15 protein-coding genes are annotated in these 16,442 nt (G+C 62.9%); 4 read left to right on the top strand and 11 right to left on the bottom strand.

Annotated features, from left to right (window positions below):
- Positions 1–26 precede the first annotated feature (26 nt).
- Positions 27–1,265 (bottom strand): dephospho-CoA kinase, encoded by a 1,239-nt coding sequence (coaE, locus tag GVL04_RS03845; RefSeq protein ID WP_159699811.1) that lies wholly within the window; start codon positions 1,263–1,265, stop codon positions 27–29.
- Positions 1,266–1,287: 22 nt separating this feature from the next.
- Here coaE and GVL04_RS03850 point away from each other — a divergent pair, with 22 nt between their 5' ends.
- A complete protein-coding gene (locus GVL04_RS03850) occupies positions 1,288–1,980 on the top strand; it encodes a YigZ family protein (protein ID WP_159699814.1) in 693 nt (230 codons plus the stop codon).
- A gap of 149 nt (positions 1,981–2,129) precedes the next feature.
- On the opposite strand, the gene rpsA is transcribed toward GVL04_RS03850, so the two are convergent.
- The 4 genes from rpsA to polA form a co-directional block, all read right to left on the bottom strand.
- On the bottom strand, positions 2,130–3,605 hold the full coding sequence (gene rpsA / locus GVL04_RS03855) for a 30S ribosomal protein S1 (protein WP_011774756.1): 1,476 nt from the start codon (positions 3,603–3,605) through the stop codon (positions 2,130–2,132).
- Positions 3,606–3,789: 184 nt separating this feature from the next.
- Complete coding sequence (locus GVL04_RS03860) at positions 3,790–4,740, bottom strand: polysaccharide deacetylase family protein (protein ID WP_159699817.1); 951 nt, start codon at positions 4,738–4,740, stop codon at positions 3,790–3,792.
- A 50-nt stretch (positions 4,741–4,790) separates the two neighbouring features.
- On the bottom strand, positions 4,791–6,107 hold the full coding sequence (locus GVL04_RS03865) for a GNAT family N-acetyltransferase (protein WP_159699820.1): 1,317 nt from the start codon (positions 6,105–6,107) through the stop codon (positions 4,791–4,793).
- A gap of 104 nt (positions 6,108–6,211) precedes the next feature.
- Positions 6,212–8,854 (bottom strand): DNA polymerase I, encoded by a 2,643-nt coding sequence (gene polA, locus GVL04_RS03870; protein ID WP_235036148.1) that lies wholly within the window; start codon positions 8,852–8,854, stop codon positions 6,212–6,214.
- A 160-nt stretch (positions 8,855–9,014) separates the two neighbouring features.
- On the opposite strand from polA, the gene GVL04_RS03875 reads away from it, so the two are divergent.
- Positions 9,015–9,479 carry a hotdog fold thioesterase gene (locus tag GVL04_RS03875; protein ID WP_159699826.1) on the top strand — a complete coding sequence of 155 codons (465 nt, stop codon included), beginning with the start codon at positions 9,015–9,017 and terminating at the stop codon, positions 9,477–9,479.
- A gap of 27 nt (positions 9,480–9,506) precedes the next feature.
- On the opposite strand, the gene GVL04_RS03880 is transcribed toward GVL04_RS03875, so the two are convergent.
- The 6 genes from GVL04_RS03880 to GVL04_RS03905 form a co-directional block, all read right to left on the bottom strand.
- Entirely contained in the window at positions 9,507–10,058 is a 552-nt protein-coding gene (locus tag GVL04_RS03880; RefSeq protein ID WP_159699829.1) for a dihydrofolate reductase family protein, read from the bottom strand.
- A gap of 13 nt (positions 10,059–10,071) precedes the next feature.
- Positions 10,072–10,962: a hypothetical protein gene (locus GVL04_RS03885; protein ID WP_235036146.1), complete on the bottom strand. Its 891-nt coding sequence runs from the start codon at positions 10,960–10,962 to the stop codon at positions 10,072–10,074.
- Positions 10,959–11,804, bottom strand: a complete 846-nt coding sequence (locus GVL04_RS03890) for a hypothetical protein (RefSeq protein ID WP_159699832.1) — start codon at positions 11,802–11,804, stop codon at positions 10,959–10,961. Before GVL04_RS03890 ends, GVL04_RS03885 begins: the two co-directional genes overlap by 4 nt.
- A gap of 246 nt (positions 11,805–12,050) precedes the next feature.
- On the bottom strand, positions 12,051–12,272 hold the full coding sequence (locus tag GVL04_RS03895) for a hypothetical protein (RefSeq protein WP_159699835.1): 222 nt from the start codon (positions 12,270–12,272) through the stop codon (positions 12,051–12,053).
- Positions 12,269–13,474, bottom strand: coding sequence for an inorganic phosphate transporter (locus GVL04_RS03900; protein WP_159699838.1), 1,206 nt, complete (start codon positions 13,472–13,474; stop codon positions 12,269–12,271). The genes GVL04_RS03895 and GVL04_RS03900 overlap by 4 nt, the downstream gene beginning before the upstream one ends.
- Before the next feature lie 181 nt (positions 13,475–13,655).
- Positions 13,656–14,174 (bottom strand): HAD domain-containing protein, encoded by a 519-nt coding sequence (locus tag GVL04_RS03905; protein WP_159699841.1) that lies wholly within the window; start codon positions 14,172–14,174, stop codon positions 13,656–13,658.
- Positions 14,175–14,282: 108 nt separating this feature from the next.
- On the opposite strand from GVL04_RS03905, the gene kynA reads away from it, so the two are divergent.
- Complete coding sequence (kynA, locus tag GVL04_RS03910; protein WP_159699844.1) at positions 14,283–15,152, top strand: tryptophan 2,3-dioxygenase; 870 nt, start codon at positions 14,283–14,285, stop codon at positions 15,150–15,152.
- Between the two features lie 47 nt (positions 15,153–15,199).
- Positions 15,200–16,438, top strand: coding sequence for a kynureninase (gene kynU / locus GVL04_RS03915; protein ID WP_159699847.1), 1,239 nt, complete (start codon positions 15,200–15,202; stop codon positions 16,436–16,438).
- Positions 16,439–16,442 lie beyond the last annotated feature (4 nt).

Below are 16,442 nucleotides of genomic sequence, written 5' to 3' on the forward strand. Positions count from 1 at the left end.
ACAAATCTACCCCCGGCCCCGGACAGCTACTGTCCGCGTTTGCCCTCGGCGGAAGACATATACGACGGCGGCTGCCACCCCGTGCGGTTGGCCCAGTCCTCCATGAGCGGCCACGCAACGTCCGTGAACCACGGCTCCTTGGCGTCCGCGTAGCCCGCGGTGCTGCTGTCCCCCGCGTGCGCTGCGGCGATTTCGCGCTTATACGCTTCATACATCGTGACGGCTGGGGGCTCGGACCGCAGCCAGTCGCGGAAGAGCAACGCATAACGCCACCCTGTCGATCCCGCGACCCGGACGTGCAGGTTCACCGGCCGGCCCGGATCTGCGTTGGCGTGGAACCGCTTCTGCCACTGTGCGGGCTCAGGATGGGTGGGTTTGGGCGTGTCCTGGTTGACTCCGGGCACTGCAGGGAAACCGGCTTGGGCGAGCTGGACTGCGAGACGATCTGCCACCCCAAGATCGGCGACAGCTACCTGGAGGTCCAAGACGTCCTTTGCTGCCAACCCGGGTACCGACGTGGAGCCGATATGGTCCACGGCCAGGAAGTCCTGGGGTGCCACAGCCGCAATACGGGCCCCGAGGTGGGCGGCCTGACGGCTCCAGTCAGGTGTCGATGGGGTCATGGCCGGGCCACTGTGTCGAGCCGCCCTTGTCCCCCGGCTGATGTTCTCCGCGAAAGGCAACAGCCTCCCAGTCCACAAGGCGTCAACTTCGGCCCGCAGTTCGTCACGGCCCCCCGCGTTGAGGAGGACAACGTCGGCCGCGGCATTGCGCTCTTCACGAGTGGCCTGCGCCGCCATGCGGGCCTGTGCGTCTTCCAGGGTCATCCCTCGGAATTCGACCATGCGGTGAATGCGCACGTCGTCGGGAGCATCCACAACTACCACCAAGTGGAAATTGCTGCCCTGGCCGGTTTCGACAAGGAGCGGGATGTCCTGCACGACGATGTCGCCGGCACCGGCCCCGGCCATGATGGTGGCAGCGGCCTCGCGAACCAGCGGATGAATGATGCTGTTGAGCATTTCGCGTCGGGATGGATCCTGGAACACGATGGCTCCGAGCTTGGGCCGATCCAGCCTGCCCTCTGCGTCGAGGATGCCCGGACCGAACGCCTCAACGACACGGCTGAGGCCTGGAGTACCGGGTTCCACCACTTGCCTTGCAATGAGGTCTGCGTCAATGAGCAGGGCACCCAGTTCCTGCAACCTGGTGGCAACCAATGATTTTCCCGAGGCGATGCCGCCCGTCAGCCCGATCTTCAGCACTCCTCAACACTAGACTGAAGCGGTGGAAAACGAGGAAGACAACAGCCGTGCGACCACCTACACGACATTGTTTGCAGGTCCGGACTTCCGCCACGAGCTGGAAATACGCCGGTCACGCTTCATCACGGTTCTCCGGCGGTCCCCTGATGAGGAAACTGCCCGCTCGCTGGTGGCAGACCTGCGGCGTGAATTCCACGATGCCCGCCACCACTGCTCGGCGTTCGTCATTGGACCGGATCGGATGATCCAGCGCTCCAGTGACGACGGCGAACCTTCGGGCACCGCCGGCATCCCCATGCTCGAAGCGCTCATCAAACGCGAGGCAACGCCGGGGGTGGCCGACCTCACTGACGTGAGTGCCGTCGTCGTACGCTACTTCGGGGGGATTCTCCTGGGTGCCGGCGGGCTGGTCCGCGCGTACTCCGAATCTGTCTCTGTTGCCCTGGATCTGGCTCCGTTGGTCCAGCGGCGGAGGCTACGGTTATGCGCCATTGACGTTCCCCACGCCGACGCCGGTCGCTTGGAGAACGAACTTCGCAGCACCGGGTATGTCATGGCGGACACCGGCTATGGAGCCAGGCATGCCACACTCCGCATTGCGCTTCCCGACGAAGCGGCAACCATTTCCGAGGCGCACGCCCGTCTGGCTTCCCTGACGTCAGGGAATCTGGAGCTGCGGCCACAGGGAACCGAATGGGTTGACCTTCCCCGCTGACTCCCGCCCGGGCAGTCGCAGCTGCCCTGCGAGGCCCGCCATTCGCCCCACTTCGCGGCTGTTAAGCAGGGCACTTAAACAGAAGGACCCCCGCCCGGAGGCAGGGGTCCTTCTTTGGCTATTCAGCACATCCCGTGAGGGAGGCGGAATTAGTTGCCGGTCAGCTTCTCACGCAGTGCGGCGAGTGCTTCGTCGGACGCCAGGGTACCAGCGTTGGACTCTGCAGCAGCCGGCTCCGAGGAGTAGCTCGTGGTGCCGGAATCGCTCTCACCGGACGTTGCAGCGGCAGCGTCGTCAGCAGCGTGCTGGGCAACCTGCTTCTTGTGGGCTTCCCAACGGGTCTGGGCGTCAGCGTACTGCTGCTCCCAAGCTGCACGCTGGGTCTCGTAACCTTCGAGCCATTCGTTCGACTCGGGGTCGAAGCCCTCGGGGTACTTGTAGTTGCCCTCTTCGTCGTACTCAGCGGCCATGCCGTACAGAGCGGGATCGAACTCGGTGCTGTCAGCGTCAACGCCCTCGTTAGCCTGCTTGAGGGAGAGGGAGATGCGGCGACGCTCGAGGTCGATGTCGATGACCTTGACGAACAGTTCGTCGCCAACGGAGACAACCTGCTCTGCGAGCTCCACGTGGCGGACAGCCAGCTCGGAGATGTGCACGAGGCCTTCGATGCCGTCTTCGACGCGAACGAACGCACCGAACGGAACCAGCTTGGTGACCTTACCCGGAACAACCTGGCCGAGGGCGTGGGTGCGGGCGAAGGTCTGCCACGGATCTTCCTGCGTAGCCTTGAGCGACAGGGAGACACGCTCGCGGTCCAGATCCACTTCGAGGACCTCGACGGTGACTTCCTGGCCAACCTCGACAACCTCGGACGGGTGGTCGATGTGCTTCCAGGACAGCTCGGAAACGTGAACGAGGCCGTCTACGCCGCCGAGGTCCACGAATGCACCGAAGTTGACGATGGAGGAAACAACGCCCGGACGAACCTGGCCCTTTTCCAGCTTGTTGAGGAACGTGGAGCGAACCTCGGACTGGGTCTGCTCGAGCCATGCACGGCGGGACAGCACAACGTTGTTGCGGTTCTTGTCCAGCTCGATGATCTTGGCTTCGATCTGCTGACCGATGTACGGAGCCAGGTCGCGGACGCGACGCATCTCGACGAGGGATGCGGGCAGGAAGCCGCGCAGGCCGATGTCCAGGATGAGGCCACCCTTGACAACCTCGATGACGGTACCGGTAACGACACCGTCTTCTTCCTTGACCTTCTCGATGTCGCCCCAGGCACGCTCGTACTGAGCACGCTTCTTGGAGAGGATCAGACGGCCTTCTTTGTCTTCCTTGGTGAGAACCAAAGCTTCGACCTGATCGCCAACGGCGACAACGTCACCGGGATCAACATCGTGCTTGATGGAAAGCTCGCGGGAAGGGATGACACCTTCGGTCTTGTAACCGATGTCGAGCAGAACTTCGTCGCGGTCGACCTTGACGACGGTACCTTCGACGAGGTCTCCGTCGTTGAAGTACTTGATGGTGGCGTCGACAGCTGCGAGGAAGTCCTCAGCGGTACCGATGTCGTTAATGGCGACTACGGGGGTACCGGGCTTCTCGGTGGAGGTGATGGTCATGTAGTAGGGGCTCCGTTGTGGATAGTTAGTCGGTCAGGCAAACCGCTGCCGCCCGGGTCCGGACGGCAGAACACGGCAAATTGCCGGGTCATCCTGATTTGTGGATTAATACAAAATGGATGCATGCACGTAGTACACGCCCGTTTATTCTAGTCGCATTGGCAAAGCAGGGTCAAAAGGAGTGTCACACGCTCAGCACGTCCCGCAGGCGGCCGAAGGAGACGCCCCGGTCGAGCAGTACCGGCAAAACCCGCGCGTATCCCTCCGCGGTCCCGGCCGCTGGCCTGTTGAAGTGTGAAATGACGATGTCACCGGCCGCCACACGCCCTACCTCGGCGGCGACGGTGGCTGCGGAATAGGTGGCGCCGCCGTCGCCATTAACCGTGAAATTGACCGGCAGCATGCCCAGCCTGCGAGTCATTTCCGCCGCTACGTCGTCGTAGAACGCAGTCCCCGGCCGGAAGAATTTCGGGGCCACGCCGGTGAGTTCCTGCAGCAGCGCATGGTTCCCCATCAGCTCGTCATAGGCAGCAGCGGCGGTGGCCGTCCCGGGGATCCCGTAGGCAGACCTCCCGTTTACGGAAAGCGGTTGGTGCAAGGTGCCGTGGTTGGCGAGTTCGAACAGGGGGTCTGCCGCCAACTCTTCTGATAACGAACGATTGGCATGGATCCACCGGCTGTTGATGAACAGCGTGGCAGGGACATTGAGCCGACGGAGGGTACGCAACAATGCGTTGTCGCACCCCGCGCCGCCCGGCCCGCCGCAGGCGTCAAACGTCAAGGCCACGTGCTGCGATGGCGAGTTGTTGACCACTCCGGTGACGTGCAGCCCCCATTCTTTGGGATGCCTGGCAGCGAACTCCGCCAGGATCTGCTGCCTGGACGGTACGGCGACAGGTTTGGACGTCGCCGCTGGCGCGAGGGCAGCGGCAGCCTGCTCGCTCGATTTGGCAGCTATCGACGGCGGTGGTGTGGCCGGGCCCGTCCGCGCCGGCACGGAGGGCGCGGCTGCGCCCGAAGGTGTTTCGCCGGATGCGCCGTCAGCGCATCCGGCCAAGGCGGCGGACACGAGGCCCGCCATTCCAAGCAGCACTGATCGCCGGCCGGCCAAAGGCCGCCGCTTGGAATCCCCCATGGATGTCCTTACTTAAATGTGGCTATGTGATTGTGACGAAGTGGTGCAGCTTAGAAGTGCGTTAAGCAATGCGCAGGACGCTCGACCGCAAACAGTTGCTGGGCCAGGAACGCGGCACCCGCCGACTTCTCCTGGATGCGGCCGGCAGCGGCCAGGGTTACCGGCGACACCGCGCCAAGATAGATGGACGCGAGATCGGCCACGTCCATACTCAGGTCGGGCGCTTGTCCCGAGGCCTCAGTCACGACGGCGGCAGCACCGCCGTCGGACTCCAGGACCCAGGTGCCACCCGCCAGGGAAAGCGGGTCCGTCACTTCCAGAACCAGGCGACCTGTCGAGGCGTACTGCCGGGCCTGCAAGGCGGACTGAATGTCCAGGATCCGCAGCCACAGCATGTCGCGGACCTCGGAGGCCTCGATGCAGCGTGGATCCTCGAGCGCCCATGCCAAGGCGTCGTCCACCGGGGCTTCGGCCCACGTCACTTCCTCAATGAGGTCGATGCTGCCCAGGAAGCGCCACAGATCGAGGTAGCCGGTATTGGTGGCGGCCACCAGGTCCACGATTTCCATGGTGTACGGCTTGTGCTCCCACCCCTTGAAGCGGTAGGAAACGAAGCCATCCAGTGCCCCGGACAGATCGTAGTGCAGGGCGCAGCGGACGCTGGTGTCAGGCTTGCCCTCGTGGCCAATGGACCCGGAGGCAACGAGCCGGTAATACTCCTGCCGGTCCACCGAACCGGGGGAAAGCCGCTGGACCCGTTCGAACACCTTCGGCGCCAACTCCAAAAGCACGGAAGGATCGGCGACCTCGACCGTTCCCTCCGGCTGTCCCTTCATCCGGAATCGGGGGCCGGTATCAACCTTGATGCTGCGCTCAAAAGTAGCCACGCCGAAGCCGAAGCGACCATAGATGGACCCTTCAGAAGCCGTCAGAGCGGCCATGGCCAAGCCGTCGTCCTTGGCCCCTTCCAAGTCTGCGGTGATCATGCCACGAAGGATTCCGTTGCGGCGGTGTGTTCCGCGGACCGTTACAGCGGTGACCAGGTTGGACGCCAGTTGCCGGCCAAAGCCGATGTTCAAGGCCTTGCGCATGGTGGCATACGTTGCGACCGGCACATTGGCGCCAAGGGAGTGCTCGGGAACGGTGCCGTTGACGTACACGCCGGTCAGTTCACGCTTGTCCGTCTGATATGCGTCCAGGGTCTTGGCCACGTAGTCGTCATCGCGCCGTTGCTGGTGGAATCCGTGCGAAACCGCCTGCAGCCAAGTGGCGCAGCGGCTGTAGCCGGCGGCGTCGTCCTTGTCGGCTACGGCGGGGAAGCGCTGGACAGAGTATTTTTCGGAAGTTGTTTCATTGGGATCAGCCACGTCCTCGAGCCTAGCCAGACGCCGCAGGGCGCGCCACCATCTCGGCGGCGCGCCCTGCGGCGATCCTTTGAATGCTGCCCAGTACCTTTGAATGCTGCCCAGTACTAGTGGCCGGCCTCGTACCAGCTGGAGCCAACACCGATCTGCACGTCGAGGGGAACGGACAGTTCCGCGGCTGAGCCCATCTGTTCGATGACCAGCTTCTCCACGGCTTCGCGCTCTCCGGGCGCCACTTCCAGGACAAGTTCGTCGTGGACCTGCAGGAGCATCCGGGATTTGAGGCCCTGGCTGGCAAGCTCGGCGGAGACGCCCAGCATGGCCCGCTTGATGAGGTCCGCAGCCGAGCCCTGGATAGGCGAGTTCAAGGCAATGCGCTCTGCCGCTTCGCGCGCCTGCCGGTTGGTGCTGGTCAGGTCCGGGAGGTAGCGGCGACGGCCTTCAATGGTGGCCGTATAGCCGTCCGTCCTGGCCTCATCCACGACGCCCCGCAGGTAGTCACGGACGCCGCCAAAGCGGTCGAAGTAGTCCTTCATGAGCGTGCGTGCCTCGTCCACGGAAATCTCCAACTGCTTGGAGAGGCCGAAGGACGTGAGCCCATACGCCAGGCCGTAGGACATGGCCTTGACCTTGGACCGCATGGCGCTGGTGACTTCGGCCGGCTCCACGTTGAAGATCCGGGAACCCACGAAGCGGTGCAGATCCTCGCCGTCGCGGTAGGCCTGGATGAGGGCTTCGTCGCCGGAGAGGTGCGCCATGATGCGCATCTCGATCTGCGAGTAGTCGGCAGACAGCAGGCACTCGTAGCCTTCGCTGACGACGAAAATGCCGCGAACCCGCCGGCCTTCTTCGCTGCGGACCGGGATGTTCTGCAGGTTGGGATTGTTCGACGAGATACGGCCCGTGGCGGCGATGTTCTGCGCGTAGGTGGTGTGGATGCGGCCGTCGTCGGCCACGGACTTCTTGAGCGTCTCCACCATCTGGGCCAGCTTGGAGGACTCACGGTGCGCCATGAGCTGGACCAGGAATTCGTGTCCGGTCTTCTCAAGCAAGCCCTTCAGGGAGGCGGCATCGGTGGTGTAGCCCGACTTGATTTTCTTGGTCTTGGGCAGTCCCAATTCGTCGAATAGGACCGTCTGCAGTTGCTTGGGCGATCCGAGGTTTACCTCGTGCCCGATCGCGGCGAACGCCTGCTCCTGGGCGTTCTCGATCACCTTGGTGAGGTCCGCGAGTTGCTCGTCCATGCGGTCCGTAGACACAAAGATGCCGGTCAGTTCCATCTGCGCCAGCACACGTGCCACCGGAAGTTCCAACGTGGTCAACAGGGCATCAGCCTTGATTTCGGCGAGTTCCTTTTCGAAGTGCTTGCTGAGGGCATGCACGACGGCGGCGTGCTGGACGAGCGTTGCGGCGGCAGCCTGGTCGGTGCCGCCGGAAAGGTCCAGTTCCAGCTGGCCGGACTGGGAGGCTGCCGTGGCGATGGAAATCTTCAGGTGCACCTGGGCGAGTTCGGCAAGGTCATAGCTGCGGCGGTCGGGCTGGATCAAGTAACCGGAGATCGAGGTGTCATCCACCACGCCCTCAAGGCCAAGGCCGCGGTTGTGCAAGGCCTTGAGTGCAGACTTGAACTCGTGCAGGACTTTGGCTTCTTCGGGGTCCAGCAACCACCGGGCCACCACCGACTCTGCGGCCGCGTCCAAGCCTGTGAGGTCGATGTAGGCAGCCGCATTGTTCCGGACCACAGCAAGCGCGCTGGCGTCGTCGCCGATTCGTCCCGGCACCAACTGAACAGCAACGGCAGAACGAACACCGGATCCCGCGGCAAAAAAGGCTTCCAGCCCGGAAGCCTCCGTGAGCACCTCGAACTCGGGGGCCTCAATGGTGTCAGGAGCGTCGCCGGTAGTGTCGTCACCGTAGAGATCGAAAAGGCGGGTGCGCAGCGTCCGGAACTCGAGTTCCTCGAAGAGTTCCTCTATCGCCTGGCGGTCCGGGCGAGGCTCGTGCAGGTCAGCCAACGTCAGGGGCAGGTCGAGGTCGGTCAGCAGATGATTGAGCCTGCGGTTGCGCTTGACGTTCTCAAGGTTCTCCTTGAGGGCCCCGCCAACCTTGCCACCGATGGAATCAAGGTTTTCGAGGATGCCTTCGAGTCCGCCGTAGAGGTTGATCCATTTGGCGGCTGTCTTGGGGCCCACGCCCGGAACGCCGGGAAGGTTGTCCGCTGTTTCCCCGACGAGGGCTGCGAGGTCCGAGTACAAGCCGGGCTTGACGAAGTACTTCTCCTCGATGGCCGCGGCGTCCATCCTGGGGATGTTGCTGACACCCTGCTTGGGGTAGAGCACAAAGACGTTGTCGTTGATGAGCTGGAATGCGTCCCTGTCACCGGACACCAGCAGGACCTCGAAGCCTGCGGCGTCGCCCTGTGATGCGAGTGTGGCCAGCACGTCATCGGCTTCGTAGCCGGGCATGGCGATGGTCCTGATGCCCCACGCTTCCATGACCTTGGCGATGAGGCCGATCTGCCCGGCGAACTCCGCGGGCGTGGCGTTACGCCCGCCTTTGTATTCGCTGTATTCGGCTTTGCGGAACGTGGTGTCGTCAGAAACGTCGAATGCCACGGCGACGTGGGTTGGCTTCTGGTCCTTGATCAGGTTGATCAGCATGGACGTGAACCCGTGTACGGCGTTGGTGTACTGCCCCCTGGCCGTGGAGAAGTTTTCTGCCGGCAGGGCGTAGAAAGCCCGGAACGCCATGGAGTGGCCGTCCAGGACCAGCAACCTGGGCCGGCCCTCCCCCACGGTGCTGGCGGATGCTGTGGCAGAAGGGGTGGGTGCTGTCGCGATGGCAGCAGCTTGGGCCGTTGGAACCTGGTCCGGTTTGGTTGTTTCACTCACAGGTGCCAGCCTAGTTGGCATGATGGACAATTTCACGCCGAACCCGTTTGTCGATGAGCTCAACGAGGCAGGTGTACCCGAAGAGTTCCACGATTGGCTCTCGGCTCATGGCGTTGGTGCGCTGGTGGTGAAACTGGGTATCCGGTTCACGGAAATGAGCGCAGAGCGCACGGTGGCCACCATGCCCGTGGAAGGAAACACCCAGGTTGCGGGCATCCTCCATGGCGGAGCCCACGTAGTCCTCGCCGAGACGTTGGGATCGTTCGCCGCGTCGCTTCATGCCGGCAGGGGCCGGCACGCAGTGGGCATCGAGGTGGGGGCAACACATCACCGCTCAGTGGCCAGCGGCCTGGTGACAGGTACCTGCACGGCCATCCATCTTGGCGGCACCTTGGCCACGCATGAAATCGTCATCACCGATGACAAGGGCCGCCGGCTCTCCACTGCCCGGATCACCAACATGATCCGGGACAACCGCCACTGAACCCCGAGACTGTATACGGCGGGGCGCCTAAACCGGGCGCTGCGGCAACCGGTAGTGCAACTCGGCCGCGGCCCCGCCAAGGATCTTGTGCGAGACCAACTCCAGGGGCGCCGTCGGGCCGTCAAGAGGCAAGAGCCGCTTTCCTGCGCCCAACACCACTGGGATGATGGTGACAATCATCTCCTGGAGCAAGCCGGCATTGGCGAATTGCGCCACAAGGTCGCCTCCGCCCACCAGCCACACATTCTTCCCGCCCGCGTCCTTGAGCAGGTCCGGCGCGAACTCGCGCACGTCACCGCGGACGAAGGTGATGTCCGAGCCCGCCGGGGCGGAGTACTCATGGTGGGTGAAGACCCAGCAAGGCGTGTCTGGGTAAGGCCACTTGCCCGGTTCATGCTCCATGAGCCAGCGGTAGGTGTCGCCACCCATGGCGATGCAACCGACGCCCGCCATGAAGGACTCGATGCTTTCGTTCACGCCCTCAACCCGGTCGAACTGCAGGAGCCAACCGAGGTCGTCTTCCGGGGAGGCTATGAAGCCGTCGATGGTGGATGCTACGTAGTACTGGAAGGTCGACATGTGGCCAGACTAGTCAGTCCGCGGCGGGGTTCCCATACTCCACGCGGACACTGCCGTCGTCCGGCAGGACCACAACGCGGCCCCGCGCCAGGGACCACCCGTCGTTCAGAAGGAAAATCCGTCCCCCACTGACTACCAGCAGGCGCAACCCCGTGTACCGATACAGCGGCGCCGCCTCCGAACCCGCCGACTCTTCCCGGACATTGGGTGCCGTGACCGCCAGCCGCTCCTTGCTGTAGACGACAGCGGTGGGCAGCAAGCTTGAGCGTTCCTGGTAATCGAGTGCTGCGCCCCGCCCCAGGGCCTGGGCGTAATCGGACGTGCCCCAAAAGAGCAACAGCGTGACGAGTACGAAGACCAGGGACCGCTCCAGGGCCCTGGGCGTGATCCTCAGGGCCCGCCCCGAGGGCTCTACAGCGCGGCGACGCACACTCAGTCCCCACGCCCCGACAACCAGGCCTCCAGCGATCAGGAACGGAGCGTAGAGCACGATTTGCCCAGGACGCGCAGAGATCGCCAGCCACATCACTGCCGCGTAGGCGAAGCCGAGAAACATCACGATGGTGGCGGTCAGACGGACAGGCTTCCTGTGCCGGCCCGCCTCAAGGAGACGGGATACTGCCCGATCCAGCATGAGCCAAAGCAAACCAATGACCACCAGCCAGGCCAACGGCTGGAACAGCGATTGGATGCTCCTCAGGATAAAGTCCTGAACCGTGTAGCCGAACAGGCTGACATCCAAGCCCATTGCTTTGGCCTGCGCATCCGTACGTGCCCAACCGAAGTAGACCAACAATGCCGTGGCTACAGTCAACGGCGGACCGATGACGGAGAGGACCTCAAGGGTCCTTTGCCAACGGGTGTTGATGATGCTGCGCTCTTCGGGTTCCTGCACCGTGCTCACGGGGCGGCCGTCGGGGTTGCTTCACCAGGGGGTAGCGTTGCGGGCGGACTGGAGGGTGCCTCGGAGGACGGGGCTGGGCTGGAACTCTCCGTAGGTACGGGCGCGCTTGTGGAACCACCCGGGTCGTCATAGAAGAAGGTCCCTGTTCCGGCGATATCCACTGTGTCCGTGATGGAGATCCGGATCGAGTCCCGGCCACCGGACGGAGGCATCCGTAGATACACCGGCTGGTAGTCGTCCCTGGTGCCGACAAATTCAGCGTCCACCGCAACGCCGTCGAAGAGCACGTCACCCACACGCACGTAGTACCCGTCCAAGCGAACAATAGTGCCGCCCGAACCGGGCCCTGAGGCCCGTGCCGTTCCCGGAATGGGCCTGAGCTCACTGTCAACCACCGTCAGACCAACCAGCTGCCGCGGGCACGCTTCACCTTGGCCAGGTTCCACTGTGAAGACCGCACCCGGATTGCTTCGGTGCTGCGCAAGGAGCGTGGCGGACGTGGCTGCCACCCTGAACTCGAGGCATTGTGTTTGTGAAATCCTTGGCGTGGCGGCGACCGCGATGGACGCCCGTTGCCAGTCTTGCTGGCTTCCACTTTGCAGCGCCCTGCAGACGGCTGCGCCCGCCAGCCAGACGGCCGCGTCATCGGCGCCTTCCACGCTCTGGGCCAAGGCATCGCATTGGAATTGCTGGAGGAGGAGGTAACGCTGGCCGGACGTCGGGTCATTGGGTCCGACCGGTCCGATGGGGACCCACCGAACTACGGGCCCTTCCGCCTGGGGTGCGCCAGGACCCGCCGGACCAACGGGTTGATTGGCAGTAGGAACGACGGCGGAAGGCATGGGTTGCGCCGATGTACCGGATGCGGAGGACGTGGATCCAGGATCCGACGGTGCGCCGTCAGAGGAGGGAGGAAGGCAGGCAGAGAGCCCAAGCACCATGACCGGAACAAGTGCCAGTCCGATGGGATGGAAACGGGATTGGCATTTCATGACAGCCCCACATCTGCCGGATCACAACCACGCAGTTACGTGTATAACCACACTGCTGATTATTCTCCCGAATGGGCGTGACTGCCAGAGAGCCGGCTACTTTCCGAAGTACGGAACGATGAGGTAGATGCCGAAGAGCACAGCCGCGCCACAGACAGCGAAGCACGCGTAGGCAAGTGAACGCATGAGTCCCGGCGACTTCTGCTGTGCGTCACCGGCGATGGCCGTGAGACGCACACCCAGCGAATACAGGACCACAAGTGTCACCGCGGAGAAGAGGGTTACTCCAGCTACCTGCAGCAATTCCAACCATTTCATCGCTGCACATCCTTACTCGGCGTGGTCTTTCGAGACTTCTTTTTCTTCCGGAAACGGACAGCGTGCCCGGCTTCCTCCACCTCGACGGCGTTGTGGTGGCCAACATGCGACCTCCGCGAGACAACGAACATGAACAGGACCGCCGCTGTACCAGCCACGGCGGCAATGATGACGCCCACCACGCCGGTGCCCACCAGCAGGGCCGTCAACGCACCAACAATGGCCGAGGCCGGGAGGGTAAAGAGCCACCCCAGGGCAATCTTGCCTGCAGTGCCCCAGCGAACTGAAGTTCCTTTGCGGCCCAGGCCGGAGCCGATGACCGAGCCCGAGGCGACCTGCGTTGTGGAGAGGGCGAAGCCCAGGTGCGAAGAAGCCAAAATAGCTGACGCGGTGCTGGTTTCTGCGGAGAATCCCTGGGCAGGCTTCACTTCGGTCAGGCCCGATCCCATGGTTCGGATGATGCGCCAGCCGCCTGCATAGGTACCGATGGCGATGGCGAACGCACAGGCCGCGATAACCCAGAACTGCGGGCCGCTGCCAGGAGCCTGGGTACCGGCCGCAATAAGGACAAGAGTGATGATGCCCATGGTCTTCTGGGCATCATTCGTGCCGTGCGCCAGGGCAACCAGGCTGGACGTGAAAATCTGTCCGGTACGGAATCCGCCACGTTTCTGGGTGAGCTTGTCGCCGGTCTCCGGATCATGCCGTGAGGTAAGCGCATAGGCGAGGCGGGTGCAGAGGTACGCCACAAGGCCGGCGATGAGGGGCGCGAAAATTGCTGGCAGGATGACTTTCTGCAGCACGGTTTCAAAATTGATGGAATGGAATCCGATGCCCACCACCGCTGCGCCGATCAGGCCGCCGAACAATGCGTGCGAGGAACTTGACGGCAGGCCCTTGAGCCACGTGACCATGTTCCAGAGCACTGCCCCCATGAGTCCGGCAAAAATGATGTCCGGAGTGATGTGGATGCCGTCCGAGCCTTCCCGGATCAGCCCGCCGGAAATGGTCTTGGCCACTTCCGTGGAAAGGAAGGCGCCGACGAGGTTGAGCACGGCTGCCAGGGCTACAGCCGTCTTGGGCTTGATCGCCCCCGTAGCGATGGGCGTGGCCATCGCATTGGCAGTGTCGTGAAAACCGTTGGTGAAGTCAAAGAATAGGGCCAACGCTATTACCAGCGCGACCATGAAGGTGATATCCACCTGTTGCCCAATCTGCAGAGTCGTCGACGTTCAGCAGTTTCACTTCCCCATACCTGCCATCCACAGCATAGTTCAGCAATTGTTCAACTGACTCGGCTTGCGGGATTCACTCTGGCGGGCTTGAAACCTTAAGAATCCTACGTGCCTTACGGTGAGCGGACAAACGTACCGGAGCTGCCATTCACCCCAGGTAGGCCCTTACGGCCGCAAGGTCGCGACGGGACAGTCCCTTGCGGGGATCAGGTGAGATGCAAAGCACACGATCGTGCTGGTATTCAGCCCAGGACCGGGCCTCGGATTCCTGGCTGAGCTGGTCGTCCAGCCAAATGATCCGCTCGCTGCCCGTTGCAGCAAGATCCTTCTGGAGGGCCACGAGCTTCCACCATTCGGAGGCCTGGTCCCAGCCTTGGCTGGACAAGACCGGCCAGTCCTGTCCCCTGAGCCCTATGGCTGGGCAGAGAAACTCCGGAGCGAGGCGCTCCCATGTAGTCAGCCAGACGAAACGCGCGGCCGGATGTTCGGCAAGGTCATTAAGCTCGGCCACCAGTTCGGGTGCGAAGGCGACCTCAAGGATGCCGGCGTCGGCGATGGTCCATTCGCCACCCCAATCAGTGGTACCCATGGGGCTGAACGGGTTCACGACGCCGTCGACGTCCAAATAAATCGACACCGGCACAACGGCGTTTTCCTCGAAACCCACGTTCACTCCCCCTCCCCAACGATTGAACTTCAGCCTACGGGACGGGACCAGCGTGATCAGAAGAAATCAAACTCTTGACGTTCGTCATGGAAGTGATAATCTCAAACCATGGAAAAGCCCACAGTCCATTCCGCCCAGAGCGTCCGCGATATCGAGGACACCGTCCGAACTGATTTCCGGCACGCGATGTCTTATGGCGGGTACCTGGACCTTGACCGCCTGCTCAGCTCCCAGCACCCCCTCAGCAAGCCTGAGCACCACGACGAACTGCTGTTCATCATCCAGCACCAGACCAGCGAGCTTTGGCTGAAACTGGTCCTGCATGAACTGCTGGAAGCCCGGAGGCTTTTCGACGCTGACAACCTCGGCAAGGCCCTGAAGTGCATCGCCCGGGTGAAGGCCATCCAGCGCACCATGACCGAGCAGTGGTCCGTCCTCGGTACCCTCACTCCCCGTGAATACGCCCAGTTCCGTGGTTTCCTGGGGAGCTCATCCGGGTTCCAGTCGTATCAGTACCGCGGTGTTGAATTCCTGCTGGGCAACAAGAACCGTGGGATGCTGCGCGTCTTCGAAAGCGAACCCGAAGCCCACGAGCTGCTCAGCACCCTGCTGGAAGAGCACACACTCTACGACGCTTTCCTAAGGGTCCTGGCACGCGCCGGTTATGACATCCCCGCTGACATCCTCGAGCGGGACACCAGCGAACCTTGGACCTTCCGCAAAGACCTCGTCCCCATTTTCCAAAAGATCTACGAATCGGATGACACCCCGTGGGGCCTCTATGAAGCCTGCGAAGACCTGGTGGACATTGAAGACAACTTCCAGGCCTGGCGCTTCCGCCACCTCCGGACGGTCCAGCGAACCATCGGTTTCAAGGTGGGCACCGGCGGATCCTCCGGCGTTGACTTCCTCAAGCGGGCACTGGACCTGACCTTCTTCCCCGAGCTCTACGCCGTACGCACCGAAATCGGCAACTAAGCAACCATCCGGACCATCGCCGGCCCAACACTTCCGTAGGAGGAACCATGACCACAGCACAGCAAACCCAACGGCCAACGTCGGCCGAACTGGATGCTGCCGATCCCCTCGCCGCACAGCGTGACGCCTTCTACACGCCCGACGCCGATCAGCTCACCTCCTATTTGGACGGCAACTCGCTGGGGCGTCCGCTGAAGGTTACGGCAGGAAACCTCGCCTCCTTCGTCCACGAGGCCTGGGGCAGCCGCCTCATCCGTGGTTGGGATGAGCAATGGATGGACGAGCCCACTGCTGTGGGTGACCGCATCGGCGAAGTAACACTTGGGGCCGCCCCGGGACAGACCACTGTTGGCGATTCGACGTCCGTCATGCTGTACAAGATGATCCGCGCGGCAGTGGACGCCCAGCCCGGCCGGGATGAAATCATCATCGACCGCGATAACTTCCCCACCGACCGGTTCATCATCGAAGGCATCGCCAAGGAGAGGGGTGCGACCATCAAGTGGATAGCCGCCAACCCTGCCAGCGGTGTCCGGGCGGAAGACCTGGAAGGACTGCTGGGCGAGCGGACCGCCATCGTGGTCCTCAGTCATGTTGCCTACCGCTCCGGTTTCCTGGCAGATGCCAAGGGGATCACCGCGAAGGTGCACCAAGCCGGTGCCCTGATGCTGTGGGACCTGTGCCATTCCGTTGGCTCCGTGCCCCTGGAACTGGACGCGTGGGGCGTGGACCTCGCCGTCGGCTGCACCTACAAGTACCTCAACGGCGGGCCGGGCTCACCCGCTTTCGCCTATGTCAACGCTTCGCAGCAAGACCGTTTACAGCAACCCATCTGGGGTTGGATGGGTGCAGACAACCCGTTTGGAATGACGGACTCGTACCAGCCGGCGCAGGGTATGCGCCGGTTCATCACCGGAACACCTCCGGTGCTGGCCATGCAGCCCCTCAAGGACATGGTGGAACTGATCGCCTCCGTGGGCATGGACGCCGTCCGTGGGAAGTCGATCAAGCTGACCGAGTACGCAATCGCGCTTTCCGAAGAGTACTTGGTGCCGCTTGGTGCGGAAATCGTGAGTCCCAGGGATCCCGCCGAGCGTGGCTCCCACATCACCGTTGACCATCCGCACTTCGCGGATGTCACCGCCAAGCTGTGGGAGAAGGGCGTCATCCCCGATTTCCGGCCCCCTCACGGCCTGCGCATCGGCCTGTCACCTTTGAGCACCAGCTACGCCGAGGTTGAGCTGGGAGTCGCAGCCATCCGCGATGCCCTCTCGGAATTGCTGTGAGCCG

Origin of the sequence: Arthrobacter sp. 18067, assembly GCF_902706295.1 — a bacterium.
GTDB lineage: Bacteria > Actinomycetota > Actinomycetes > Actinomycetales > Micrococcaceae > Arthrobacter.

Bases quoted from the DNA above. Each gene is read 5' to 3' on its own strand.
- rpsA (WP_011774756.1), bottom strand. From the start codon at position 3,605: ATGACCATCACCTCCACCGAGAAGCCCGGTACCCCCGTAGTCGCCATT.
- GVL04_RS03860 (WP_159699817.1), bottom strand. From the start codon at position 4,740: ATGGGGGATTCCAAGCGGCGGCCTTTGGCCGGCCGGCGATCAGTGCTG.
- polA (WP_235036148.1), bottom strand. From the start codon at position 8,854: ATGGCGTTCCGGGCTTTCTACGCCCTGCCGGCAGAAAACTTCTCCACG.
- GVL04_RS03875 (WP_159699826.1), top strand. From the start codon at position 9,015: ATGATGGACAATTTCACGCCGAACCCGTTTGTCGATGAGCTCAACGAG.
- GVL04_RS03880 (WP_159699829.1), bottom strand. From the start codon at position 10,058: ATGTCGACCTTCCAGTACTACGTAGCATCCACCATCGACGGCTTCATA.
- GVL04_RS03890 (WP_159699832.1), bottom strand. From the start codon at position 11,804: ATGCCTTCCGCCGTCGTTCCTACTGCCAATCAACCCGTTGGTCCGGCG.
- GVL04_RS03895 (WP_159699835.1), bottom strand. From the start codon at position 12,272: ATGAAATGGTTGGAATTGCTGCAGGTAGCTGGAGTAACCCTCTTCTCC.
- kynA (WP_159699844.1), top strand. From the start codon at position 14,283: ATGGAAAAGCCCACAGTCCATTCCGCCCAGAGCGTCCGCGATATCGAG.
- kynU (WP_159699847.1), top strand. From the start codon at position 15,200: ATGACCACAGCACAGCAAACCCAACGGCCAACGTCGGCCGAACTGGAT.